Here is a 25,481-nt window from a genome sequence, read left to right as displayed (position 1 = left end):
ATAGGATATAACATAATTAAGGAGAAAGTTCATGTTTCTAAATGTAGAGTTTAGAAACATGAACTTTTTATGTTTGTCAAAAATTAAAAATTCTAATTTCCCAGTTTTTAATTAAAATAAGTAGTAAATACATTATTAAACATCGCTTTCTCCAAAGGTTCCAAGATATAAAAATATTATAAAAGTTAAACCAATTACCATAAAACTATTTACTATAGGTAAATTAACTAAAACATTTTTAGCGAATATATTAATAATTAAAAAGCTTAAAATACCAAGAAGTAAGTATATTATTACATTTGTAAAATTTAAATTTATATTAATATGTTTCTTAACTTCGTATAAATTAAGTGATAATCCAATACCACAAGCTATAAATAGAGTTATACTATTACCAAAAATATTTATACACGGTATTGATGTAAATACATATAAGCATACTAACTCAATTGAAGCTTCAATTAATGAATTTCTAAGAATAACACCCTGCCTATTAAGACCATTTAAAATTCCAAACATAGTAGTAGAAGTGAAGAAAATCGGTGCAGCAAGTGATGCAACTCTTATATATGGACCTAAATCATTTCTGCCATAAAAAATTTTTCCTAATTCATCAGGAATGATATTGCATATTATAGTCGTTGAAAGTCCAAGTAAAAAGGCTAGTTTAATTACTTTTCTAATACGAAGAGAAGCCTTATACTGATTTCCTTGACTTAAAGTTTGCGAAAGATCTGGTATAAGCAAAGTATTTATAGTTGAAACAACAATAAGAGGAATAGCGATCAATCCCATAGCCATACCATTATATTTACCTATTAAGCTTAAGGCTTCAGAATAATTAAAACCAGCACATACTAATCTCCTAGGTACAACTAAAGTGCAAAGTGTAGCTAAAATATTGCTTAGGAAGCCATTTAAACATAAAGGAATTGCTACTATTATTACATCAAACAATAATTGAAATCTACCTTCTGGTTTTTCATATGATTTTGGAATTTTTTTTACAGTGTATTTATAGTAAATAAATAAACATAATAAGCTTTGAAATTCACCAATGCATAATGCAACAGTAGCTAATGTAACCATATTTTGAAGTGTCTTAGCTTTTAAGAAAAATATTAAAATACTTACAGTTACAATTCTCATAGCTTTTTCAAAAATATCAATAATAGCAGGTGCTTTTATTTCCGATGTTCCATAAAAATAGCCTTTAAAAATATTTGAAATTGCAATACAAACCATAGCTGGACATATAACACGTATAGCATCAATAGTTCGCACATCATTAACACCATATTTACCTATTATTGGTGCAGCAAAAAAAACCATTATGCCAATAAGTAGAGCCCAGGTTATGTTAAAAAGAGAAACAATTCGTATAGTTCTAGTTATATTTTTATATTCTCCTTTTTGTTTATATATTGCAGATATTTTAGAAATAGCAGCTACGATTCCTGCACTCATAAGGCATATGAACAAATTATAAATTGGCATAACTAAGTTATATAAGCCCATACCCTCGGGACCAAGTATTTTAGACAAATATATAGTAAATATAAATCCAAGAATTCCTGTTGTTATATTAGAAGCCGTCAGTAAAAAAGAATTCTTTAAAAAGTTGTCCTTACTCAAATCTAATTCACTCCTTTAAATTACAATAAAGCATATTCAAAGTAATGACTAAATATGAACATTTTAAATTAAAAGTTAAGATATGATAAACATTTTAATTTAAAAGGTTAAGCTTAAGGGTATATTTTATTAGATTTAAAATATAAATTTAACAAGGGAAAATATATGGTTAATTTTATATTGAGGGGGTTAAGATTTGAAAAGATTTTGTCAATTTTTATTTAGTTCCGTTATAATAGTAAGTTTAGCTTTTTTATTGTTTAAATTTTCAGGAATTTATAGAGTAAACATTTTAAAAGATAATATAGATTGGAGTATTTCATCAAAAAATTGTAAGAATGCAGTGGCTTTTGATAAAGATGAATATGAAAATACATATGTGGCGTATAAGAACTATATAAAATTATTAAAAGATGATGGAAGAGAAGAAACATTGGTAGAAAATAAGTCGTTTTCTATAGAAAGTATAGTTTGTACAAAGGATGATATGTATTTTATTTCAAATGATGAACTTTATCATTATAATATGGCAAGTAAATTTCTGGAGGTAATTCTAAAAGAAATACCAACAAACGGTGAAAATCTTGATAGAAATCTTATTGTTAAGGATTCAAATTTACTTTTATCAATTGGAGCAGCAACTAATTCCGGAATTGCAGAAGGTAATGGAGAAATAGATTTTAACAAAATTCCATACGATAAGAGTCCTATAAATATTGTATTGAATGGTGAAAATTATGGAGAAGAAAAAACAGGGGCATATATGCCATATACCAATTCAAGTATTAGAGGTCAAAAAATAAGTGCTGAAAAATTTGGAAACGCATCTGTTATAAAAATAGATTTAAAAACTAATAAGACCTCTCTATATGCATGTGGAATAAGAAATATAACAGGGTGGGACTTAGATAGCAATAATAATTTAATAGCAATAGTTGGTGGTATGGAGGAGAAAGGAGTAAGACCTGTTAAAAGAGATTTTGATTATTTATACAAATTACAGGAAGAAAACTGGTATGGATGGCCAGATTTTAGTGGAGGGGATCCAATAAGTTCACCAAGATTTAATGATGAAAATAAATTAATGCCTATAATAAATAATCCACCTAATAAAATTGTTGATGGACCAGAATATCAATTTTCTAAAGTTAATAGTATTAAATGTTTAGCAATAGATAAAGAAGGTAAAATTTTAGAAAAAGATTCTAATGTATTTTATGATAAAAAGAATAACGTTATAAGTTCAGTAAATTCAAATGGTGTTTTATACAAGCTGTTAAAATTAAAAGGTGAAAGTGATGTAAAAGGAATAAAATACTCATGTGGTAATATATATATATTAGATTCAGGTATAGGTTGCATATATAAATTACAATGTGGTAATTTAGGACTAAATTTCAACTTACCAAAGCCAGTTTGGATATTTATAATAGTTCTTTTATTTAGTTTGCTCATACTAAATATAATTAGATTTAATAATAAAAAGAATAAGAGTATTTAAAATAAAGCCTTAAAGTGAAATAGAAACTGCTCTATAAAAGTAAATATTATAGAGTGGTTTCTTATTTTAATTAAACTTTTTTATGAAATTTTAAATTTTTAGACTTAATATTATTAAAAAAATTGTTTCCATAACTTTAATAATACGCTTAATAATGATAGAATATATATTTAGAGGGAAAAGAGGGGAATTTTATGGGGAAAACATTAGTTATTAATTTAGAAGACATTAATTTAAAAGGTGACGTATTAGATGTTGGACAAGAAAATTTTGGTGTAATATACAGTATTTCCAAAGAAGTAGAATCAGAATTGTCACTTGATTATGTTTTTAGTAATGATAAAGAGGGGTTAGAAGGAAGTGAATATGACGCATGTACACTTTTTTTTAATTTAAATAGATTTTGGAGTAACATAGAAAAAGAAAAGTTAATTAAAGAAATTAATTCTTATATAAAAGAGAATGGAGAAATATTAATTTGGGATATTAATAAAGAAAGAGGTAAATTATTTAATAATAAAATAAGAGTTATACTTCCAAAGGGTAAAGTAAAAGAATTTACATTTAAAAATTTGAATCCAATAATAAGTTCAAATGTAGAAGATATAAAAAAGATACTTTTAAAATATTTTGATATAGAAGAGATAAAAGTTTGGGAGGATATGTTTTTTATAAGAGCTAAAAAACTTAAAAATGAAATAAACTCTAAAGAAGTAGAGGAGACAAATACGAATGAGGATATTACTTACAGCAATTAACTCTAAATTTATTCATAGTAATTTAGCAGTTAGATATTTAAGAAATTTTACTAAAGATATGGATTGTGAAAGTATAATAAGGGAATTTTCTATTAATGATAGAGAAGAAAAGATATTAGAAGAAATTATTAATGAAAAGCCTGATGTTGTTGCTTTTTCAGTTTATATATGGAACGTAGAAATGGTTACAAGACTGTCTAATCTTATTAAGAATGTTGATGAAAATATTGAAATTTTATATGGAGGACCAGAGGTGTCATTTGATTCACATAAGTTTTTAGAAAATAACATTGGAGAATATGTTATTGAAGGTGAAGGTGAAAAGACATATAGAGATTTTATTTTATATAAACTTGGTTTAAAGAATGTAAATGAGATAAAAGGTCTTCACTATAAAAAAGATGGAAATGTATATTCTAATGAAAAAAGACCTCTTATGTCTATGGATGACTTAGTATTTCCATATGAAGATTATGAAAATTTAGATAATAAGATAGTTTATTATGAGGCTTCAAGAGGATGTCCTTTTAATTGCAAATATTGTCTTTCATCAACAAGTCATGGTGTGAGATTTTTAAATATTGAAAGAGTACTAAAGGAATTGCAGTATTTCATCGATAAAAGAGTTAGGTTAGTTAAATTTGTAGATCGTACATTTAATTGTAATTATAAATTTTCAATGGCTATATGGAAGTTTTTGATAGAAACAGATACAGAAACAAAGTTTCATTTTGAAATATCAGCAGATATTTTAAAAGAAGAAGAAATTAAGTTATTATCAAAAGCACCAAAGGGAAGATTTCAATTTGAAGTTGGAGTTCAAACGACAAATGACAAGGTTCTTAATAATATAAATAGATTTGTTAATTTTGAAGACATAAAAGAAAAGGTTGATGAACTTATGGCTATAAAAAATATTAATCAACACTTAGATTTAATAGCTGGTCTTCCAGGGGAGGATTATGATTCATTTGTTAATTCTTTTAATGATGTTTATAAAATAAGACCAGAAGAAATTCAATTAGGTTTTTTAAAACTATTAAAGGGATCTTCAATGAGAGAAGAAGCTGAAAAGTATAAAATGAAATTTTCGCCTTATCCACCATATGAAATATTAAAGACTGATTGCATTAATTATGATGAACTACTAAAATTAAAAAAGGTAGAAGCTATGGTAGATAAATATTATAATTCCAAAAAATTCAATAATATTATTAGATTTTTTGAGAGTAAATTTGATACACCATTTGAATTTTATTATTCACTAGGAAAATTTTTTCATAGAAAAGGATATTTTAATAAAAACATTGGAAATATAGAATATTATAAAGTATTTTTAGACTTTAATAATGAAGTTTTGAAAGATAATAACGATATATTAAATGAAATACTAAAATTTGATTATTTAATATTCAATAAAAAGCGTGGATTACCAGATTTTTTAAGAAGTAATATTAAAAAAGAAGATGAAAAAGATATAAAAGATAAATTAAAGCATAAATATTCATTTAAGGAGTATTATTTAGAAAAATTCTCAATAAATATTGAGGAGTATATTTTAAATGGAAATATACAAATATCAGAAAGTTATTATTTGTTTAATAATACTGGTGATTATATAAATCTAAAAATAAGTTAGAAGAAGTAAAAGGATGTAAAATAAAGATAACATTTACATAACAGATACTTTACTGAATTTTGACCGATTTTAGCATTTAATAATTTAAAATTCTTGAAAATATACAAAAAGAGTGTATAATAAAATAGACACAAAGTAATTAATACTATATAAAGTATTAATATATATATTATTTTTATATTTAAGGGCATGAAGGTGGTGATATTTTGGCATTAGAAGCAATTGAAGAAATAAAAAAAGCTGAGGCTCAAGCAGAAGAAATTCTTAAAGAAGCTAATAATGAAGCTAAAGATATTGTTATGAAAGCTACAGATGAAGCAGAAAAGCAATATCTTGATACTTTATCTTCTGCAAAAGAAAAAGCAAATAAAATTATTTCAAATGCTGTAGAAGCAGCAAATAAAAAAGCAGAGCCTATAATAAATAAGGGCAAGCAAGAATCAGAAGATATACTACATATATCTGCAGATAAGAAAAATAATGCTGTTAAATTAGTGATTGAGAGGATAGTGAAGATTCATGGCAATAGTTAAGATGAATAAGTTCACCTTGTTAGCCTTTGAATCAAAGAAAAATGAACTTCTTGAAAGAGTACAAAACTTCGCAGAAGTTGAATTTATCAATCTACAAGATGAGAATATTCAAGAAAAAAATGAAGTTCTTAATGAGTTAGATAAGGATGAAATTGATTCTGACATATCAAGGTGGGAAGAAGAATTATCAAAAGCTAAATTTGCCCTACAGTTCTTAAAGGACTATGTGCCTAAACAATCATTAATAAAGTCTTTACGTACAGAAAAACTTTCATTAACTCCTAAAGAACTAGAAAAAAAAGTATTAAATGGAGAATGGGAAGGTGTCTATGATAAAGTTAAAGAAAAAGAGCATACTTTAGCTTCATTAGACAATGAAAAGACTAGATTACAAGGAAATGTTCAAAGTTTAAAACCATATGAGAATTTTGATTTAGCATTAGGATCTTTAGATGATTTAAAAGTAACTGAATATTTCTTAGGAAGCATTGCTAACCAATATGAGGAAGCATTGAAAAATGATTTGAGTGATTGTTATTTAGAAATTATATCAAAAGACAATCAAGACACTTACTTCTTCCTTTTAGCTCATAAGGATAAGAAAGAAGAAGTGGAAGAGGTACTAAGAGGGTTTGGATTTAGTCCGTTTAAAACAGATGAGAAAGAACTCCCTTTAAAGCTTATTCAAGAATATAATGAAAGAATGTCCTTAATTGATTCTGAAAAGTTCTTAGTAAAAGAAGAATTAGCAGGATTTGAGGAAAATTTAGAAAGCTTGAAATTAGCTTATGAATATTACTATAACTTAGTAAATAGAAAATCTATTACTAATAGATTTTTGAAGACTGATAAAACAGTCTTATTACAAGGATGGGTTCCTAGTGAAAAAAATGATAGGTTAACTCAAATTACTAAGGATGTATTAGGTGAGGATTACTATTTAGCTTTTGAAGATGTTAAAGAAGAAGAAATTGATGATGTACCTATTAAATTGCAAAACAATGATTTAAATGCATCATTCGAATCAGTAACATCAATGTATGCTTTACCTAAGTATAATGATATAGACCCCACTCCATTTGTTACACCATTCTATTTGGTTTTCTTTGGAATGATGGTTGCAGATGCAGGATATGGATTATTATTGTTATTAGGAACTCTTGGAGCATTAAAGTTATTTAATTTTAATGCAGAAACGAAAAAAATGGTTAAGTTCTTTATGTATTTAAGTTTCCCAACAATTATATTTGGATTAATTTATGGTTCATTCTTTGGAGACTTAATAGGTATTAAAGGTTTAATTGATACAAGTACAGATGTTATGACAATACTAGTTATGTCAGTAGTATTTGGTGCAATTCAAATTGTGTTTGGATTATTTATAAAAGCAGCTGTATTAATAAGGGCAGGAAAGAAATTAGATGCTTTTATGGATGTTGGATCATGGCTTATAACTCTATGTTCTATTGGAGGAATTGGAGCTGGATCAATGCTTAATATACCAGTACTAAAAACAGCATCTATAGCAGGTGCCATTATTGGTTCTATATTAATTGTTTTAACACAAGGAAGACAAATGGAATCAACAGGTGGAAAAATAGGCCAAGGTCTTTATGAATTATATGGTATTACAGGATACATAAGTGACTTAGTATCATACACAAGACTTATGGCAATAGGTTTATCAGGTGGATCTATAGCAGGAGCTATAAACATGATTATGGGAATGGTATCAGATAATGGTAATTCACTTTTAGGAACTATTCTGTTTGCACCATTAATATTTATCATGTTCCAAACAGTAAACTTATTATTATCATTATTAAGTGGATATGTTCATACATTAAGACTTACTTATGTAGAATATTTCTCAAAATTTTACGATGGTGGTGGAAAAGCATTTGAGCCACTTGAAGCAAAAAATGAATACATTAATTTAAGAGAAGAGTAGGAGGACATTTAAAATGGATATGAGTTGGATTAAGTTTTTTTTAGAAAATAACGGTGGATTTGTTATGGGAGCACTAGGTGTTGCTTTAGCAGTAGGAATGTCAGGAATAGGATCATCAAAAGGTGTTGGTATCGTAGGTGAAGCAGCAGCAGGATTATTATCAGAACAACCAGAAAAATTTGGTAAAGCGTTAATTCTTGAATTATTACCAGGTACACAAGGTCTTTATGGATTCGTTATAGGATTATTAGTATTTTTACAATTAAGTCCAGAAACAACTTTTTCACAAGGTTTATACTTATTATTTGCTTGTTTACCAATAGCTATCACTGGTTTATGGTCAGGAATTGCTCAAGGTAAAGCAGCAGCTGCTGGTATTCAAATATTAGCTAAAAACCCAGAACACAACACTAAAGGTATGGTTCTTGCAGCGATGGTTGAAACTTATGCATTATTAGGATTCGTTGTATCATTCTTATTAGTAAATGGTGTATTTTAATAATAGCTTATTATAGAATTAGGATGTGAAGATTATGTCTAACATAAATAATTTAACTTCTAAAATCGTAAAAGATGCGGAAGATAAAAAAAGAATAATCTTATCAGAAGCTGAAGAGAAGAAAAGTAAGATAATTGCTAAAAAGCAAGAAAAAGCTGCTTCGGAAGAAAAGATTATTGTAAAAAAAGCTGAAACAGAAGCTGTAGCAAGAGAAGAAAGAATCATTTCTAGTGCAGAATTACAAGCAAGAAACGAGAAGTTAAAATCAAAACAAACAGTTATTAGTGAAGTTTTTGAAACTACTATAGAAGAACTTTGTAATGCATCAAGTGATGATTTTAAAGGATTTGTAAAAACTGTAATATTAAATAGCAATATTTCAGGAGATGAAAATTTAATATTAAATGAACAAGGGAAGAAAATGATTGATTCTGATTTTGTAGCAGAATTAAATAGAGAAATTGGTTCAAAAGGAAATATAACTCTAAGTGATAAAGCTGGAAACTTTAAAGGCGGATTCGTATTAGAGAAAGATGGCATAGAAATAAATAATACTTTTGAAGCTTTAGTAAATTCATTAAAAGATGAAATGGGTCTTGAAGTAGCAAGAGTATTGTTTAGTTAAGGAGGTTAACTAATGGATATAATGCAATTTAGTCAAGTTATACCGAGACTAAGAGTATACGAAACAAAACTCCTTGATAAATCAAAGATTGACAGAATGATCGATTCCAATTCTGCCAATGAAGCATTAAAAGTGCTTCAAGAAACAGAGTATGCCAATGTTATGACAAATGTTAAGAGAGCAGAAGACTATGAAATTATATTAAGTGAAGAATTAAAAAGATTGTTTCATTTAATGTATGAAATAAGTCCAATGAAATCTCTTGTTGACTTAATGAGTATTAAATATGATTATCAAAATATAAAAGTAATATTAAAAGGTATCTTTTTAAAGAAAGATTTATCTTATCTATTAATTCATGTTGGAACTATTGAAGCTTCAAGATTAAAGTATTTAGTAGAAAATAATGAATTAAGAGATTTACCTAAAGTTATGAGAGAAGCAATAGAAGAGTCAAAGGATAAATTTGAAAATACTAAAGATCCTCAAATACTTGACATTATTTTAGATAAATATATGTTTAAACAATTAGTACAAATTAAGAATGAAATAAAAGATAACTTTGTTAATAAATACGTAGAAGCTCTTATAGATTCTACAAACTTGAAAACTCTTTTAAGAGTTAAAAAGCAAAACAAAGGCAGGGAATTCTTTGCTTCAGTTATTATTGAAGGAGGTTCTTTAGATAAAGATAAGTTATTAGGAATGTTAAATGATGCAGTAGAAAACATATCTAATAAGCTTTCGTTCACTGATTATAATGATTTAATAAAATCAGGTATAGAGTACTATACAAAGACAGGTTCTGTGAGTTTATTAGAAAAGTTAGTTGATAACTATATCATGGATATGATGAAAGACGCTAAAATAATACCTTTTGGAGTCGAGCCTTTAGTAGCTTATATTTATGCAAAAGAAACAGAAATAAAGATTATAAGAATTGTAATGGTTGGCAAACTCAATAATATTTCTGCGGAAGTAATTAGAGAAAGGCTGCGTGATATTTATGTTTAAGAAAATAGGTGTAGTTGGTGATAAGGATTCAGTTTTAGCTTTTAAAGCTTTAGGTATCGACGTTTTCCCTGTAGTTGGAAACGAAGAAGCAAAAAAAACTGTTGATAAATTAGCAAAGAATGATTACGCAGTTGTTTTTGTAACAGAACATGTTGCACAAGGTATCGAAGAAACAATTGAAAGATACAATAAAGAAGTACTTCCTGCTGTAATATTAATTCCAAGCAATCAAGGAACATTAAATATAGGTATGCAAAGAATAAGTGATAACGTAGAAAAAGCTGTAGGCGTTAATATTTTATAGAAAGGTAGGTTGGTAAGGTGAAGACCGGAAAGATAATTAAAGTTTCAGGACCTTTAGTAGTTGCTGAAGGTATGGATGAAGCTAATATATATGACGTTTGTAAGGTTGGAGAAAAGGGTCTTATCGGAGAAATCATCGAAATGAGAGGCGATAAGGCATCAATCCAAGTATATGAAGAAACTTCAGGAATAGGACCTGGGGATCCAGTTGTTACAACTGGAGAACCTTTAAGTGTTGAACTTGGACCAGGACTTATTGAATCAATGTTTGATGGAATACAAAGACCGCTAGATGCATTTATGGAGGCTGCTAAGTCAAGCTTCTTAACTAGAGGAGTATCAGTTCCTTCATTAAATAGAGAAAAGAAGTGGGATTTTAAACCAACAGCAAAAGTTGGAGATGAAGTTAAATCTGGAACTGTAATAGGTACAGTACAAGAAACACCAGTTGTTGAACAAAGAATAATGGTTCCAATTGGAGTTGAAGGTAAAATAAAAGAAATTAAAGCTGGTAGCTTCACAGTTACTGAAACAATTGCTATAGTTGAAACTGAAAAAGGCGATAGAGAAGTTCAATTAATGCAAAAATGGCCAGTAAGAAAAGGAAGACCATATTCAGCAAAGATTAACCCAGTTGAGCCAATGCTTACAGGACAAAGAGTTATAGATACATTTTTCCCTGTTGCTAAAGGTGGAGCTGCTGCTATTCCAGGACCATTCGGAGCTGGTAAGACAGTAACACAACATCAAATTGCTAAATGGGGAGATGCAGAAATCGTTGTTTACGTTGGATGCGGAGAACGTGGTAACGAAATGACAGACGTTGTTAATGAGTTCCCAGAACTTATTGACCCTAAGACTGGCGAAAGTTTAATGAAGAGAACAGTTCTTATAGCGAATACTTCAAACATGCCAGTTGCGGCTAGAGAAGCTTCAATATATACAGGTATTACAATAGCTGAATATTTCAGAGATATGGGATACGCAGTATCAATAATGGCTGACTCAACTTCAAGATGGGCTGAGGCATTAAGAGAAATGTCTGGTAGACTTGAAGAAATGCCTGGTGATGAAGGATATCCAGCTTACCTTGGATCAAGACTTGCTGACTACTATGAAAGAGCTGGTAAAGTTGAATGTTTAGGTAATGATGGAAGAATTGGTTCTATAACAGCAATCGGTGCAGTATCACCTCCAGGAGGAGATATTTCAGAACCAGTATCACAATCAACACTTAGAATAGTTAAAGTGTTCTGGGGTCTAGATGCACAACTTGCATATCAAAGACATTTCCCAACTATTAACTGGTTAACATCATATTCATTATATGCTGATACAATAGACAAGTGGATGAATGGTAATGTTGCTGAAAATTGGGGAGCATTAAGATTAGAAGCTATGACTATACTTCAAGATGAAGCTCAATTACAAGAAATCGTAAGACTTGTTGGTATTGATGCATTATCTGAAAAAGATAGATTAAAATTAGATGTTGCTAAATCAATCAGAGAAGACTATTTACAACAAAATGGTTTCCATGAAATTGATACTTATACATCATTAAAGAAACAATATAAGATGCTAAGTCTTATATTAGGATATAGAAAAGAAGCAGAAAGAGCTTTAGAAGCTGGAGTATACTTAAATGATATCTTAGCTATGGAAGACTTAAAAGATAGAATTGCTAGAAGTAAGTACATACACGAAGATGATTTAGATAAAATTGATCAAATCGCTGTAGACTTAAAAACTGCAATTGATAACCTAATAAGCAAAGGAGGGGTAGCAAATGCTTAAAGAATATAGAACAGTTACTGAAGTTGTTGGCCCTTTGATGGTTGTTGAAGGTGTTGAAGGCGTTAAGTATGATGAACTAGTTGAAATTGAACTTCATACTGGTGAAAAAAGAAGAGGTAAGGTTCTAGAAGTTAATGGATCAAAAGCAATGGTTCAAATATTCGAAGGATCTTCAGGAATAAATTTAAAAGGTACTAAAGCTAAATTCTTAGGTAGACCACTTGAACTTGGTGTATCTGAAGACATGTTAGGAAGAGTATTTGATGGTATGGGTAGACCTAATGATAATGGTCCAGACATAATACCCGAAAAAAGAGTAGATATAAATGGTGAAGCTATTAACCCTATGGCTAGAGACTTCCCATCAGAATTTATTCAAACAGGAGTTTCTGCAATTGATGGACTTAACACTCTAGTTAGAGGACAAAAGTTACCTGTTTTCTCAGCAGCAGGACTTCCACATGCAGAACTTGCAGCACAAATTGCAAGACAAGCGAAAGTTTTAAATTCAGATTCTAAGTTTGCGATTGTATTTGCAGCTATAGGTATCACTTTCGAAGAAGCTCAATTCTTCGTAGATGAATTTAAATCAACAGGTGCCATCGATAGATCAGTTCTATTTATGAACTTAGCATCTGACCCAGCTATCGAAAGAATAGCTACACCAAGAATGGCTCTTACTTGTGCTGAATACTTAGCTTATGAAAAAGGAATGCAAGTTCTAGTTATAATGACTGATATTACAAACTATGCAGAAGCATTAAGAGAAATTTCAGCAGCTAGAAAAGAAGTTCCAGGTAGAAGAGGATATCCAGGTTATCTTTATACTGACCTTTCTACATTATATGAAAGAGCAGGAAGACTTAGAGGTAAAGAGGGTTCAATCACTCAAATTCCAATACTTACAATGCCTGAAGATGATAAAACTCATCCAATTCCAGATTTAACTGGATATATTACTGAAGGTCAAATTATCCTTTCAAGAGAATTATATAAGAAGGGTATAATGCCTCCAATAGATGTTTTACCATCACTTTCAAGACTTAAAGATAAGGGTATTGGTAAAGGCAAGACTAGAGAAGACCATGCAGATACTATGAACCAATTATTTGCGGCATATTCACAAGGTAAGCAAGCAAAAGAATTATCAGCAATCTTAGGAGAATCTGCTTTATCAGATACTGATAAGAAACTTGCTAAATTTGCAGAAGCTTTTGAAGACGAGTATGTATCTCAAGGCTTTAATACAAATAGAACAATTGAAGAAACTCTAAACTTAGGATGGAAGTTATTAAAGATGCTTCCTAGAACTGAGCTTAAGAGAATTAGAGACGAATACCTTGAAAAATATATGCCAAGAGAGGAAGAGTAGTCTATGGCAAAGCTAAATGTTAATCCTACTAGAATGGAACTCTCTAAACTTAAAAAAAGATTAACTACCTCAACAAGAAGTCATAAGCTTTTAAAAGATAAACAAGATGAATTAATGAGACAATTCATTAACCTTGTTAAATATAATAATAAGCTAAGAAAAGAAGTGGAAGATAATCTGCAAGGTTCCCTTAAGGATTTCGTTATGGCTAGAGCCGTTATGAGCTCTGAATTCCTAGAAGAAGCTATTGTATATCCTAAGGAACATATTTCTGTTGAAGTTGGCGAAAAGAACGTAATGAGCGTATCTGTTCCTGTTATGAACTTTAAGAGACAACTTGAAGGTGATGAAGGAAGTATATATCCATACGGATTTGCCAATACATCATCAGAACTTGATGATACTCTTTCTAAACTTTATGAAATTCTTCCGCAATTACTAGAACTTGCAGAAGTAGAAAAGTCATGTCAGTTAATGGCTAACGAAATTGAAAGTACTAGAAGAAGAGTTAATGCTCTTGAATATATGACTATTCCTCAACTTCAAGAGACTATAAAGTATATTAGAATGAGACTTGATGAAAATGAAAGATCGGCTACAACTAGATTAATGAAAGTTAAGAGCATGATTGAACAAAGAGGTTAATATAAAAGGAACGCTTAAGCGTTCCTTTTTTTTTTCTATCTTAATATATAAAATAAAATTACTAAAATATAAGAAGTACTTGAAAAAAATTCAAATATATACCATAATTAAGTGTATAACTTATAATTAATCAGGGGGGATTAAATATGAAAAAGAAGATTTTAAGTGCTATGTTATCGCTTACATTAATTTTTAGTTTAAATACTACTGCTGTGTGGGCAGCTAGCAAAGATGATAGTACCAAAATAACAATAATTCATACAAATGATACTCATAGCAGAGTATTGTCAGCAGACGGTGGGTTTGGATTTGCAAAGATTGCAACTATAGCAAATGAAACTAAAAAGGAAAATCCAAATACATTATTAGTAGATGCTGGAGACACTTTACATGGAAAACCAATAGTTAATGTTAGTAAAGGTGAAAATGCTGTTAAAATATTAGATGCAGCTGGTTATGATTTTATGGTTCCAGGTAATCATGATTTTAACTATGGAAATGAAAGGTTAATGGAATTAAGTAAATTAGCTAAAAATTTTAAGATGCTAGATGCTAATGTAAAAAAGAATGGAAAAAATATGCTACCACCATATGAGATCGTAGAAAAGGGAAATGTTAAAATTGGTGTTTTTGGAATATCAACCCCGGAAACAGCATATAAAACAAATCCTGCTAATGTAAAGGATATAACTTTTGAAGATCCTATAAAGGTATCAGAAGAAATGGTTAAAGAATTAAAAGATAAGACAGATGTTATTGTAGCTTTAACTCATGTAGGGTTAGATGATAGTTCAGTTGTAACATCTAAGCAAATTGCTGAAAAAGTTAAAGGGATTGATGTAATAATAGATGGACATAGCCATACAACTTTAAATGATGGCTTAGTAGTTAATAATACATTAATAGCACAAACAGGTGAATATGATCAAAATCTTGGTGTAGTAGAATTAGAAGTTAAAGATAAAAAAGTTACAGACAAAAAAGCAAAATTATTAAATTCAAAAGATTATAAAGAATTAAAAGAAGATGAAAAAGTAACAGATTTATTAAAAGATATACAAGCTGAAAATGACAAAGTATTTTCAGAAGTTGTTGCAAGCAATGATGTACTACTAGATGGTGTTAGAGGAAATGTGAGAACTAAAGAAACAAACCTTGGAAATATAACAGCAGATGCAACTAGAGATATAACTAAAGCTGATATTGCATTTGTAAATGGAGGATCTTTAAGAACTTCAATAGAACCAGGAGATATAACTAAAGGAAAACTTGCAGAATTATTTCCATTTGGTAGTGTAGCACAAACTGTAAAATTATCAGGTAGTGATATAGTTAAGGCTCTTGAAGTATCAGTGGGGGCATATCCAACAGAACAAGGTGGATTTTTACAAGTAAGTGGAATGACATTCTCATTTGATCCAACAAAGGAAAAAGGAAATAGAGTTTTTGATGTAAAAGTTGGCGAAAATCCAATTGATTTAAATAAAGAATATACTGTAGCAATAAATGATTTCTTATCTCAAGGTGGAGATGGATATACAATGCTTAAAACTACTGTTGTAGGAGAATTTGCAACATATGATGATATTTTTGCAAAATATTTAAATGACAATGGTATGAAGAGTGATATTACTTTAGGTAGAATACAAGTTAAAGAAAATGGTAAACAAGTAGTAACAAATCAAAATAACGTAGTTTCAGTTCAAGCAGCACCAACAGTTCAAGAATCACAAGTATCTACTAAAACAGAAACTGTATATACTGTAATTGCAGGTGATAATCTTTCTAAAATAGCTAGAAGAAATAATACTACATGGCAAACATTAGCACAATATAATAATTTACAAAATCCAGATTTAATATATGTAGGAGATCAAATTAAAATTCCAGCATAATTTATTTTAGTTATAAATAAAGCAGAAACATGATAAAAATGTTTCTGCTTTTTTTGAAAAATTATATTATTGAGAGTTTCTAGAGAAGTCAAATGCAAATTTAGTTGAAGCTTAAGAAATGAGTCATAAAGAATTAAATTAATTTTAATACGCTTTTTTCTATAATTAGAAAACCTTAATAATTTTGTAATTGATAAGATATGGCTTTAATAGTATAATCAAACGTGGATAACTTTAACTAATAGTATTTTTATTTAGCTAAGGAGTAGATAATAAAATGCAATATATATTAGCTATGATAGTTACATTATTGTTATCGCTATTAATTATGCCAATAGTAATGAAACTATCAATTAAATTAAAATTTACAGATAAACCAACAAAAAGAAAACAACATAAAAAAGAAACCCCATTATGTGGTGGAATAGTATTATACATATGTTTTTTTATTTCTTTTTTCTTATTTGTAAAAGATGATATAAAACAACAAATAGTTGTATTTATAGCAGCAACAGCAATATTATTAATAGGACTTATAGATGATTATTATAAAACAAGATTTAAAGAATTTGCTATACTTCCAAGATTGATTATTCAATTGTTATCAGCTGTACTTGTTTTTAAGGCAGGAATAGCATTTATGGGATTTACTAATCCATTTACTGGAGAATTTATAGAGTTAAGTAAAACCATACAATTTTTACTAACAATAACTTGGATATTTGGAGTCACAACTGTAATTAATTGGTCTGATGGTATGGATGGATTAGCAGGTGGGATTTCACTTATTTCAGCAATAACTTTTTTGGTTGCAGCAATAATATTAAGACAACAAGTATCAGCAGAAACATCAATAATATTAATAGGATCTATATTTGGATTTTTATGTTATAATAGGTACCCAGCAAAAGTGTTTATGGGAGATTCAGGTGCTAATTTTTTAGGATTCATATTAAGTGTTATAGCATTAGACGGTGCATTTAAACAAGCTACTGTGCTGAGTTTATTTATACCTATTTTGGCTTTAGCTGTACCAATATTTGATAATTTATTTGTTATTTTTAAAAGATTTTCAGAAGGAAAACCTGTTTATCAAGCAGATAGAAGTCAAATACATTTTAGACTTGAAGAAAAAGGATTCACACCAAAGCAAGTTGTAAATTACATAATGATAATAAGTTCTGTTTTTAGTTTAATTTCTATTATACTTTTACTTATTAAAATTTAATAATGAAAAGTACATATAGATTATGGATTATTTAAAAGAAAAACTTTACAAATTAAATAGAGTAATGTATAATTAGAAATAATTTCTTATCAAGAGTGGTGGAGGGACTGGCCCGATGAAACCCGGCAACCAATATATAATGTATATAAGGTGCTAAATCCTGCAGTGAATGACTGATAGATAAGGGTAATTTTATTTTAGTGTAGAAGTTTATTATGCCTAAAGGAATACCCTTTAGGCATTTTTTTTATTCTTTTCTACAGTTGCTTTGACAATTTTTTATTTAAAGGGGGCAAAAAATGAATATTAAAAATTTATTCAGAGACAAAAAGGTGGTTTTTTCATTTGAAATTTTTCCACCTAAAATAACATCATCCATACAAACTATTTATAATACATTAGATGATTTAAAAGGATTAAATCCAGATTATATAAGTGTTACCTATGGGGCAGGTGGCAGTGTTAAAAACAATAAGACTATTGAGCTAACTTCTCTTATAAAGAATAAATATGGAATTGAAGCAGTATCACATTTAACTTGCATTAGTTCAACTAAGAATGATATAGAATATTATTTAAGAGAATTTGAAAAGAATAATATAGAGAATATCCTTGCGTTAAGAGGTGATGTTCCTATAGGAAGTAAAATTACAGGAGAATTAAATCATGCTAACGAATTAATTAAGCATATAAGTGATAATGGACAATTTAATATAGCTGCAGCATGTTATCCAGAAGGCCATATAGAGCATAAAGGATTGTATAGAGAAATTGAGAGCATGAAGAGAAAAGAAGAGGCAGGAGCATCTTATTTTATATCTCAGTTGTTTTTTGATAACAATTTATATTATAATTTTCAAGACGAGGTTCGTGCTGCTAATATAAATTTACCTATTGAAGCTGGAATTATGCCTGTAACAAATAAAAAACAAATTGAAAGAATTTTATCTTTAAGCGGAGCATCACTTCCAGATAAATTTAAAAGAATAATGGAAAGATATGAGTATAATCCAGAAGCTTTAAGAGATGCTGGGATTGCTTATGCAGTTGAACAAATCGTAGACCTAATTTCTACAGGTGTGGATGGAATACATTTATATGTTATGAATAATCCATATGTAGCTAAAAGGATAAGCCAAAGTATAGAAAATATTCTATTAACAGTAAATCAAAATCAATTCGTTTAGGAGGATACAATAATGGAAAAAGTAGAAAGTTTTGAATTAGATCACAGAAAGGTTAAAGCACCATACATAAGAAAATGTTGTTTGCTTGATGGTAAGCTTGGAGATAAGGTAACAAAGTTTGATATAAGATTTCTTCAACCTAACAAAGAAGAATTTGGTACAGCAGCAATGCATGGACTTGAACATTTATTAGCACATGAACTTAGAGCAAAATTAGAAGGTATAATTGATTTATCACCTATGGGATGTAGAACAGGTTTCTATTTAAGTATATGGGGTGATAGAGAAGCATCAGAAATAAAAGAAGCGTTAGAATACTCATTAGAAAAAGTTTTAGAAGCAAAAGAAATACCTGCTGCTAATGATATTCAATGTGGAAATTATAGAGATTTATCTTTATTTGGTGCAAAAGAATATGCTAAGGAAGCATTAGAAAGAGGCTTTTCTCTTAATATATACGGAGAATAAAATGTATAATATTAAACAACTTAAAATACCTAAGGATGAAGTCCTTAGGTATTTAGGTTATAAAAAGCAAGAATTAACAGCATCAATAGATGTATTAATAGATGAAACTATAGATGAATGTAAGAAATTAATAATACCTAAATATGTTTGTGCTAAGTATAAAAACCATGCTAAAAAGGATGGGATATATGTAGAAGGAACAAGTTTAATATTAAAAGGAGAAGACATTAAAAATCATCTTCTTTATGCACAGGAAGTATTTTTTATAGCAGGTACTGTAGGGAGCAAAATAGAGAAAAAAATCAAGCTATATGAAACAATAGAATTGACAAAAGCTTTAATTTTAGATGCTTGTGCAACAGTAGCAATAGAAGAGTTTTTAGATGAAATAGAAGAAAAGATAAGATTAGATGTAAGAAAAGAAAACAGTGCTATAACATTTAGATATAGTCCGGGATATGGAGATTTGTCATTAGATATTCAAAGGGATATAGTGAATACATTAAAAGCAGATAAAGCAATAGGTCTTACAGTATCATCACATCATTTATTATTTCCTAGGAAATCAGTAACTGCAATAATTGGGGTTATTCCAAAGGAAAAAGAGGAAAAACAAAGAGGATGTGAGGTTTGTAAGAATTATAACAATTGTAGTTTTAGAAGAGAGGGGAATAATTGTGGGGCTTAAAGAATTCATAAAAGATAATATACTTGTATTTGATGGGGCAATGGGAACAATGCTTCAAAAAAAGGGACTAAAACTTGGAGAAAATCCTGAAATATTTAATATAGAGGAAAGTGAAAAAGTAAAGAAAATTCATGAAGAATATATTAAAAATGGAGCCATGGTTATAACATCAAATACTTTTGGGGCAAATGAATTGAAATTAGAAAATACAGGATATACAGTTGAAGAAATTATAAATGCAGCAATTTCTCTAGCAAAAGAAGCTAAAGGAAATGATAAAGTATATATTGCATTAGATATAGGACCAATAGGCGAACTTTTAGAACCAATGGGTACATTAAGTTTTGATAGAGCTTATGAAATATTTAAAAGGCAAATAGTGCAGGGTGAAAAATCTGGTGCAGATTTAATATTAATTGAAACAATGACAGATCTTTACGAAGCAAAAGCAGCTCTTTTGGCAGCAAAAGAAAATACTAGATTACCTGTATTTTGTACTATGTCATTTGATGAAAATGGAAGGACTTTTACAGGATGTACACCAGAAAGTATGGCAATCACTCTGGAGGGCATAGGAGCAGATGCTGTAGGAATAAATTGCTCTTTAGGACCTAAAGAATTACTTCCAATAGTAAAAAGAATAAAGAAAGCAACTAATTTACCTATAATGACACAACCTAATGCTGGTTTACCTAAGTTATCTTTTGGTGAAGCAATATATGACATTACTTCAGAAGAATTTAAATATTGGGTAAATGAATTTGTTAAAGAAGGTGTAAGTATAATTGGAGGATGTTGTGGAACAACTCCAGAGTTTATTAAAAGATTAAGAGTTCTTGCGGACAATAATAAAAGAATAATAAGAGATAAAATCGAATTTTCAGCTGTATGTACACCATCAAATGTTGTTAAAATTGAAGGCATAAAGGTAATTGGGGAAAGAATAAATCCAACAGGAAAGAAGTTATTTAAAGAAGCACTTAAAAATAATGATATTGATTATATATTAAAACAAGCAATAGAACAAATAGAAGCTGGTGCTGAGATACTTGATATAAATGTAGGATTACCTGAAATAAATGAAAAAGAAATGATGAAGAAAGTAGTTAAAGAGATTCAGGGGATTATAGATGCACCATTACAAATAGATTCATCAAACATAGAAGCTATTGAGGTAGGATTAAGAAATTATAATGGAAAACCAATTGTCAATTCAGTAAATGGGGAAGATGAGGTATTAGAAAAGATATTACCTTTGGTAAAAAAATATGGAGCAAGTGTTGTAGGGCTTACATTAGATAAAAAATGTATACCTGCTACTGCTGATGAGAGATTTAAGATAGCAGAGAAGATAGTAAAAAAAGCTAAAGAATATGGAATAGAGAAACATAATGTATTTATTGATTGCTTAGTATTAACAGCTTCTGCACAACAAGCTGAAGTGAAAGAAACATTAAAAGCATTAAGACGAGTTAAAGAAGAATTAGGTGTAAAAACATTACTAGGAGTTTCAAATATATCTTTTGGTTTGCCATGCAGAGAATTAATAAATGAAACATTTCTAGCAATGGCAATAGCTAATGGATTAGATCTTCCAATAATGAATCCTAATAGTACTGGTATGATGGATGTGATAAATTCATATAATGTATTGGCTAATATAGATAAAGGATCAGAGAAATATATATCTATATATGGAAATGTAAAAGTTGAAAGAGAATTAAGAGATAATTCTAAAAAGAATATGGAAGTAATTAAAAGTGAAAATATTGATTTAAAATATATAGTGATAAAAGGATTAAAGGATGAAGCAGAAGAGGCTACAAAGCATATCTTAAAAACAATGAATGAACTTAGTGTAGTTAATGAAATACTAATACCGGCACTAGATGAAGTTGGGTTAAAATACGAAAAAGGTGAAATATTCTTACCACAATTAATACAATGTGCAGAAACTGTTAAACAGGCCTTTGAAGTTATAAAAAAGAGATTAGTTATTAACAAATCAAATAGTATATCTAAAGGTAAGATTGTATTAGCAACTGTAAAAGGGGATATTCATGATATAGGAAAAAATATAGTTAAAGTAATTCTTGAAAATTATGGATATCAAATAATTGATTTAGGTAAAGATGTATCAGTAGAAACTGTTGTAGATGTTTCTTTGAAAAATGATATTAAATTAGTTGGTCTTAGTGCTTTAATGACAACAACGTTAAGAAGTATGGAAGAAACAATTAAAGGATTAAGGGATAATGGCTATAAAGGAAGGGTATTTGTAGGGGGCGCAGTATTGACTGATGAATATGCGAAGCAAATAGGTGCTGATTATTATGCCAAGGATGCCAGAGAATCAGTTGAAATAGCAAAAAAAATATTTGAATAATTTTAAATGAATGTTGATATTATAGTATAAAGCTCATGGGCAGAGGAATTTACTTTAAGAAATCTAAAAATAAAGATTTAAAAGACTAGGAACTATCTGAATGCATAAATATGTTTTGGATAGTTTTTTTTATGCATAAAGAGATTTCAGAATTTTTAAAAGTATAAATAAATCCAAGGTTATATATTTTGAAATTAATAATTATATATGTAAACTTTTAAATAAAAAAATCAATATATTAAATAAAAATCTTAAAAACTAAGTTTACACAAGTAACACACAATGATATACTAATGTATATACATTAAAGGGGGATTTGTGATGAATAATAAAATTAAACAAATGGTTTATGCAGCATTATTAACTGCATTAGCGATAATAATACCTATACAATTTGGATTCTTAAAGATAGTAATGCCACCATTTACTGCTACATTAGCTTCTCATGTACCAATGATGCTAGCAATGCTTATATCGCCAGCGGTATCTATAGTAGTAGGGATTGGTTCAACACTAGGTTTTTTAATGTCAGGTATGCCAATGGTAGTAGTATTTAGAGCAGCAACACATATACTTGTAGGATATGTTGGAGCTAAAATTATTATGAAAAGTAAAAATTATAAAAAAGCTACAATGATTACAGCACCTGTTCACGGTATAGCAGAAATGATAGTTGTAATCCCATTTATAGGACTTGATCCTTTTCAATTATTAATAGTTACAGCAGTAGGAACTATTATACATCACTTTATAGATGGAGCAATTGCGTATTCATTAGCAAAAGCTATGTCAAAAGCAAGAAAGACAGACATATATCATGTTTTTGGGGAGTTTTTTGAGTATAAAGATATAAAAGCAAAAATTTAAAACATAATAAGCAATAAAGAGGTATTCTAAAAAGTTTTAGAATACCTCTTTATTGCTTATTATGTTTTCACTTTACTTATACATATATAAAAACTCTGTTAAAACAAGCCAATGTTTTTATAATTTACTAAATATACTATATTATTATGATTAATATTTGGATATAATTGATATGTTAAGTTATTTTTATAAGAGGTAAAGTATGAAAAATGAATTATTATATGAAGAAGAAGTATTAGAAGAAAAAAGAAGTTTAATTTTAGAAGAATTAAATGAAAAAAGAATTAATAGAGAAAAAGTAAATGCAAAGATTAGATATTTATCTAAAGAGTCCAAGGGAAGTTATAATGAAGAAAAGGAAACGACTGAAAAGATATATGGTGTATTACAAAAAGATATAGATGGATATGAAGAAGCACTTGAAACACCGTATTTTGGTAGAGTTGATTTTGCAGAAAAATTTGGATTTGAAGAAAATATATATATTGGAAAGAAAGGAATTACTAATAATATAAGAGGTGAAGAAGTTGTAGTAGATTGGAGAGCACCTATAGCTGATTTATATTATAGTGGAACTGGTGGAGAAGCATACTACAAAGCTCCAGCAGGATTAATTGAAGGAAAACTGTTACTTAAAAGAAAGTTTTTATTTGATGAGGGAAAAATTAAAGATATATTTGATGATTCATTAAATGAATTAATGATAAATGGAGAAGAAGGAACAGAACTAGTAGATGAATTTTTAAAAATTAATCTTGAAGAGAGTAGAGGGAAAAAGTTAAAAGAAGTTGTTTCTACTATACAAAAGGAACAAAATGAAATCATAAGATGGCCTAAGAATTTTCCAATAATAGTTCAGGGCTCAGCAGGATCTGGAAAAACCACAATAGCTCTTCATAGATTAGCATATCTTATTTACAGATATAAAGACAGTATGAACGGAGACGATATATTAGTATTAGCACCAAATAAATTATTTTTAGACTATATATCCGAAACATTGCCTAATTTAGGTGCGGAAGAAGTGCAACAAAACACATTTGAAGAACTTGTAAAATCTAAATTTAAGCTTAAAGGAAAAATTTATAGTAAGGATGATAAGCTTAGAGCCATAATGGAAGAAGATGATGATAATAAAAGAAATTTTATAATAAGATCTGCATGTTTTAAAGGCTCTATTGAATTTAAAAATATGATAGATAAATATATTGCATTAGTAGATAGTAGTACAAGAGAGATAGAAGATATAACTATAGATGGATATATTATTTTTGAAAAAAAAGAAATAGTTAAATTATATTTAAAAGATTTAAAATCTTATGCTATAAATAAAAGAAAAGACGAAATTAAGAGATATTTATCTTTGAAAATAAAAGAAAAAATAGAGGTTTTATTGTATTCAATTGATTTTAGATGGGAAAGTAAAATAAAAAATATAAAAAATACTTGTGAAGATTTGGTTGAAAGAAGAAGGCTATTAGTAGAAGAATATGATAAGAGAGATGAAATTAAAAATCATATATTAAAAAATTATAAGAAACAATTTAATGAGTATTTTAAAAATTGGAAAGGTATAGGCGTTAGTGATATATATTATAAATTTTTTACTGACGATCTTTTTGATTTTATAGGACCAGAAGATATTTCTAATGAATTATTAGATTTTATGAAAGCGGATTTTTTAATTAATCATGAAAATAAGATTATTGATGAAGATGATTTAGCACCTCTTTTGTATATAAGAAATTTATTAGAAGGAATTGATGAAAAAGAAAAGTTTAAACATATAGTTGTAGATGAAGCACAAGATTATAGTCCATTTCAAATACATTTAATAAATTCATTTTCTAAAGGTAACTCATTGACTCTAGTTGGTGACTTAGCTCAAGGAATTTATTATTATAAAGGGTTGAAATGTTGGGAAGACATAACTAAAGACTTGTTTAAAGATAAAGCAACTTATGTTCAATTAACTCAAAGCTATAGATCCACAGTAGAAATAATTGATTTTGCAAAGCATACTTTGAAGGCTCAAAAGTTAGGTCTTAAAGATGCAAAAGCTGTATTAAGACATGGAGAAGAGCCAAAAATTATTAAATTTGATGAAAGTGAAAAAAATATTTACAAAATTATAGATAAAATAATTGAAAAAATCAGAGAATTAGGTAAAATTAGTATAGCTATAATAACTAAAGACTCTAAGCAAGCACAAAAAGTAGAAAAGATTTTAAAGAATAACAGTGCATATAAATTTCAACGTATAAAAGGAAAAGAAACTTGCTTTTTAGAGGATAATGTTATAATACCATCTTACTTAACTAAAGGATTAGAATTTGACTGTACAATTATATATAATCCAAGTAAGGAAAATTATCAAAATAATATATTAGATCAAAGACTATTATATGTTATGTTAACTAGAGCGTTACATTATGAATATATTTTAAAGCTTGATTCATTAACTCATTTAATTGAGGAAAATAATTAAAA

At 28.5% G+C, this 25,481-nt stretch carries 21 protein-coding genes and 1 riboswitch; of the genes, 20 read left to right on the top strand and 1 reads right to left on the bottom strand.

Annotated features, from left to right (window positions below; genetic code table 11):
* Nucleotides 1-135: 135 nt before the first annotated feature.
* Entirely contained in the window at nucleotides 136-1,635 is a 1,500-nt protein-coding gene (gene spoVB, locus NG901_RS08920) for a stage V sporulation protein B (RefSeq protein ID WP_252213737.1), read from the bottom strand.
* Between the two features lie 196 nt (nucleotides 1,636-1,831).
* Here spoVB and NG901_RS08915 point away from each other — a divergent pair, with 196 nt between their 5' ends.
* From NG901_RS08915 to helD, 20 genes are all read left to right on the top strand, one after another.
* On the top strand, nucleotides 1,832-3,136 hold the full coding sequence (locus NG901_RS08915; RefSeq protein ID WP_252213736.1) for a hypothetical protein: 1,305 nt from the start codon (nucleotides 1,832-1,834) through the stop codon (nucleotides 3,134-3,136).
* 194 nt (nucleotides 3,137-3,330) lie between these two features.
* Nucleotides 3,331-3,894: a hypothetical protein gene (locus NG901_RS08910; RefSeq protein WP_252213734.1), complete on the top strand. Its 564-nt coding sequence runs from the start codon at nucleotides 3,331-3,333 to the stop codon at nucleotides 3,892-3,894.
* Nucleotides 3,869-5,533, top strand: a complete 1,665-nt coding sequence (locus NG901_RS08905; protein ID WP_252213732.1) for a B12-binding domain-containing radical SAM protein — start codon at nucleotides 3,869-3,871, stop codon at nucleotides 5,531-5,533. Before NG901_RS08910 ends, NG901_RS08905 begins: the two co-directional genes overlap by 26 nt.
* Nucleotides 5,534-5,739: 206 nt before the next feature.
* Nucleotides 5,740-6,066, top strand: a complete 327-nt coding sequence (locus tag NG901_RS08900; RefSeq protein ID WP_252213730.1) for an ATPase — start codon at nucleotides 5,740-5,742, stop codon at nucleotides 6,064-6,066.
* Entirely contained in the window at nucleotides 6,053-8,017 is a 1,965-nt protein-coding gene (locus tag NG901_RS08895; RefSeq protein WP_252213728.1) for a V-type ATP synthase subunit I, read from the top strand. The genes NG901_RS08900 and NG901_RS08895 overlap by 14 nt, the downstream gene beginning before the upstream one ends.
* A 13-nt stretch (nucleotides 8,018-8,030) precedes the next feature.
* A complete protein-coding gene (locus tag NG901_RS08890; protein ID WP_252213727.1) occupies nucleotides 8,031-8,516 on the top strand; it encodes a V-type ATP synthase subunit K in 486 nt (161 codons plus the stop codon).
* Between the two features lie 34 nt (nucleotides 8,517-8,550).
* Nucleotides 8,551-9,141 carry a V-type ATP synthase subunit E gene (locus tag NG901_RS08885; RefSeq protein WP_252213726.1) on the top strand — a complete coding sequence of 197 codons (591 nt, stop codon included), beginning with the start codon at nucleotides 8,551-8,553 and terminating at the stop codon, nucleotides 9,139-9,141.
* Nucleotides 9,142-9,153: 12 nt separating this feature from the next.
* Nucleotides 9,154-10,155, top strand: a complete 1,002-nt coding sequence (locus NG901_RS08880; RefSeq protein ID WP_252213725.1) for a V-type ATP synthase subunit C — start codon at nucleotides 9,154-9,156, stop codon at nucleotides 10,153-10,155.
* A complete protein-coding gene (locus NG901_RS08875; protein WP_003373988.1) occupies nucleotides 10,148-10,459 on the top strand; it encodes a V-type ATP synthase subunit F in 312 nt (103 codons plus the stop codon). The genes NG901_RS08880 and NG901_RS08875 overlap by 8 nt, the downstream gene beginning before the upstream one ends.
* A gap of 17 nt (nucleotides 10,460-10,476) precedes the next feature.
* The gene (locus tag NG901_RS08870) at nucleotides 10,477-12,255 is read left to right on the top strand and encodes a V-type ATP synthase subunit A (RefSeq protein WP_252213724.1); all 1,779 of its coding nucleotides are present in this window, start codon (nucleotides 10,477-10,479) and stop codon (nucleotides 12,253-12,255) included.
* Complete coding sequence (locus NG901_RS08865; RefSeq protein WP_252213723.1) at nucleotides 12,248-13,627, top strand: V-type ATP synthase subunit B; 1,380 nt, start codon at nucleotides 12,248-12,250, stop codon at nucleotides 13,625-13,627. Before NG901_RS08870 ends, NG901_RS08865 begins: the two co-directional genes overlap by 8 nt.
* A 3-nt stretch (nucleotides 13,628-13,630) precedes the next feature.
* Entirely contained in the window at nucleotides 13,631-14,272 is a 642-nt protein-coding gene (locus tag NG901_RS08860) for a V-type ATP synthase subunit D (protein ID WP_003374514.1), read from the top strand.
* Nucleotides 14,273-14,418: 146 nt separating this feature from the next.
* Nucleotides 14,419-16,167, top strand: coding sequence for a 5'-nucleotidase C-terminal domain-containing protein (locus NG901_RS08855; RefSeq protein ID WP_252213721.1), 1,749 nt, complete (start codon nucleotides 14,419-14,421; stop codon nucleotides 16,165-16,167).
* Between the two features lie 277 nt (nucleotides 16,168-16,444).
* Entirely contained in the window at nucleotides 16,445-17,395 is a 951-nt protein-coding gene (locus tag NG901_RS08850; protein WP_252213719.1) for a glycosyltransferase family 4 protein, read from the top strand.
* Between the two features lie 83 nt (nucleotides 17,396-17,478).
* A riboswitch (SAM riboswitch) is annotated at nucleotides 17,479-17,582 on the top strand.
* A 112-nt stretch (nucleotides 17,583-17,694) separates the two neighbouring features.
* Nucleotides 17,695-18,582: a methylenetetrahydrofolate reductase [NAD(P)H] gene (gene metF / locus NG901_RS08845; protein WP_252213717.1), complete on the top strand. Its 888-nt coding sequence runs from the start codon at nucleotides 17,695-17,697 to the stop codon at nucleotides 18,580-18,582.
* A gap of 12 nt (nucleotides 18,583-18,594) precedes the next feature.
* Nucleotides 18,595-19,050, top strand: coding sequence for an S-ribosylhomocysteine lyase (locus tag NG901_RS08840; RefSeq protein WP_012423319.1), 456 nt, complete (start codon nucleotides 18,595-18,597; stop codon nucleotides 19,048-19,050).
* 1 nt (nucleotide 19,051) lies between these two features.
* Nucleotides 19,052-19,738: a methionine synthase gene (locus NG901_RS08835; protein ID WP_252213715.1), complete on the top strand. Its 687-nt coding sequence runs from the start codon at nucleotides 19,052-19,054 to the stop codon at nucleotides 19,736-19,738.
* A complete protein-coding gene (locus NG901_RS08830) occupies nucleotides 19,728-22,124 on the top strand; it encodes a homocysteine S-methyltransferase family protein (protein WP_252213713.1) in 2,397 nt (798 codons plus the stop codon). Before NG901_RS08835 ends, NG901_RS08830 begins: the two co-directional genes overlap by 11 nt.
* A 321-nt stretch (nucleotides 22,125-22,445) precedes the next feature.
* On the top strand, nucleotides 22,446-22,991 hold the full coding sequence (locus NG901_RS08825) for an ECF transporter S component (RefSeq protein ID WP_252213711.1): 546 nt from the start codon (nucleotides 22,446-22,448) through the stop codon (nucleotides 22,989-22,991).
* A gap of 202 nt (nucleotides 22,992-23,193) precedes the next feature.
* Nucleotides 23,194-25,479 carry an RNA polymerase recycling motor HelD gene (gene helD, locus NG901_RS08820; protein ID WP_252213709.1) on the top strand — a complete coding sequence of 762 codons (2,286 nt, stop codon included), beginning with the start codon at nucleotides 23,194-23,196 and terminating at the stop codon, nucleotides 25,477-25,479.
* Nucleotides 25,480-25,481: the final 2 nt, after the last annotated feature.

The sequence above is a fragment of the Clostridium sp. CMCC3677 genome (assembly GCF_023845585.1).
In the GTDB taxonomy this organism is placed as follows: domain Bacteria; phylum Bacillota; class Clostridia; order Clostridiales; family Clostridiaceae; genus Clostridium; species Clostridium aquiflavi.
This window is presented reverse-complemented; position numbering and strand designations above follow the sequence as displayed.

Coding starts and splice junctions, on each gene's coding strand:
- NG901_RS08880 (WP_252213725.1), top strand. CDS start 9,154: ATGGATATAATGCAATTTAGTCAAGTTATACCGAGACTAAGAGTATAC.
- NG901_RS08835 (WP_252213715.1), top strand. CDS start 19,052: ATGTATAATATTAAACAACTTAAAATACCTAAGGATGAAGTCCTTAGG.
- NG901_RS08885 (WP_252213726.1), top strand. CDS start 8,551: ATGTCTAACATAAATAATTTAACTTCTAAAATCGTAAAAGATGCGGAA.
- NG901_RS08860 (WP_003374514.1), top strand. CDS start 13,631: ATGGCAAAGCTAAATGTTAATCCTACTAGAATGGAACTCTCTAAACTT.
- NG901_RS08895 (WP_252213728.1), top strand. CDS start 6,053: ATGGCAATAGTTAAGATGAATAAGTTCACCTTGTTAGCCTTTGAATCA.
- NG901_RS08875 (WP_003373988.1), top strand. CDS start 10,148: ATGTTTAAGAAAATAGGTGTAGTTGGTGATAAGGATTCAGTTTTAGCT.
- NG901_RS08890 (WP_252213727.1), top strand. CDS start 8,031: ATGGATATGAGTTGGATTAAGTTTTTTTTAGAAAATAACGGTGGATTT.
- NG901_RS08825 (WP_252213711.1), top strand. CDS start 22,446: ATGAATAATAAAATTAAACAAATGGTTTATGCAGCATTATTAACTGCA.
- helD (WP_252213709.1), top strand. CDS start 23,194: ATGAAAAATGAATTATTATATGAAGAAGAAGTATTAGAAGAAAAAAGA.
- NG901_RS08910 (WP_252213734.1), top strand. CDS start 3,331: ATGGGGAAAACATTAGTTATTAATTTAGAAGACATTAATTTAAAAGGT.
- NG901_RS08865 (WP_252213723.1), top strand. CDS start 12,248: ATGCTTAAAGAATATAGAACAGTTACTGAAGTTGTTGGCCCTTTGATG.
- NG901_RS08855 (WP_252213721.1), top strand. CDS start 14,419: ATGAAAAAGAAGATTTTAAGTGCTATGTTATCGCTTACATTAATTTTT.
- NG901_RS08840 (WP_012423319.1), top strand. CDS start 18,595: ATGGAAAAAGTAGAAAGTTTTGAATTAGATCACAGAAAGGTTAAAGCA.
- NG901_RS08905 (WP_252213732.1), top strand. CDS start 3,869: ATGAGGATATTACTTACAGCAATTAACTCTAAATTTATTCATAGTAAT.
- NG901_RS08850 (WP_252213719.1), top strand. CDS start 16,445: ATGCAATATATATTAGCTATGATAGTTACATTATTGTTATCGCTATTA.
- metF (WP_252213717.1), top strand. CDS start 17,695: ATGAATATTAAAAATTTATTCAGAGACAAAAAGGTGGTTTTTTCATTT.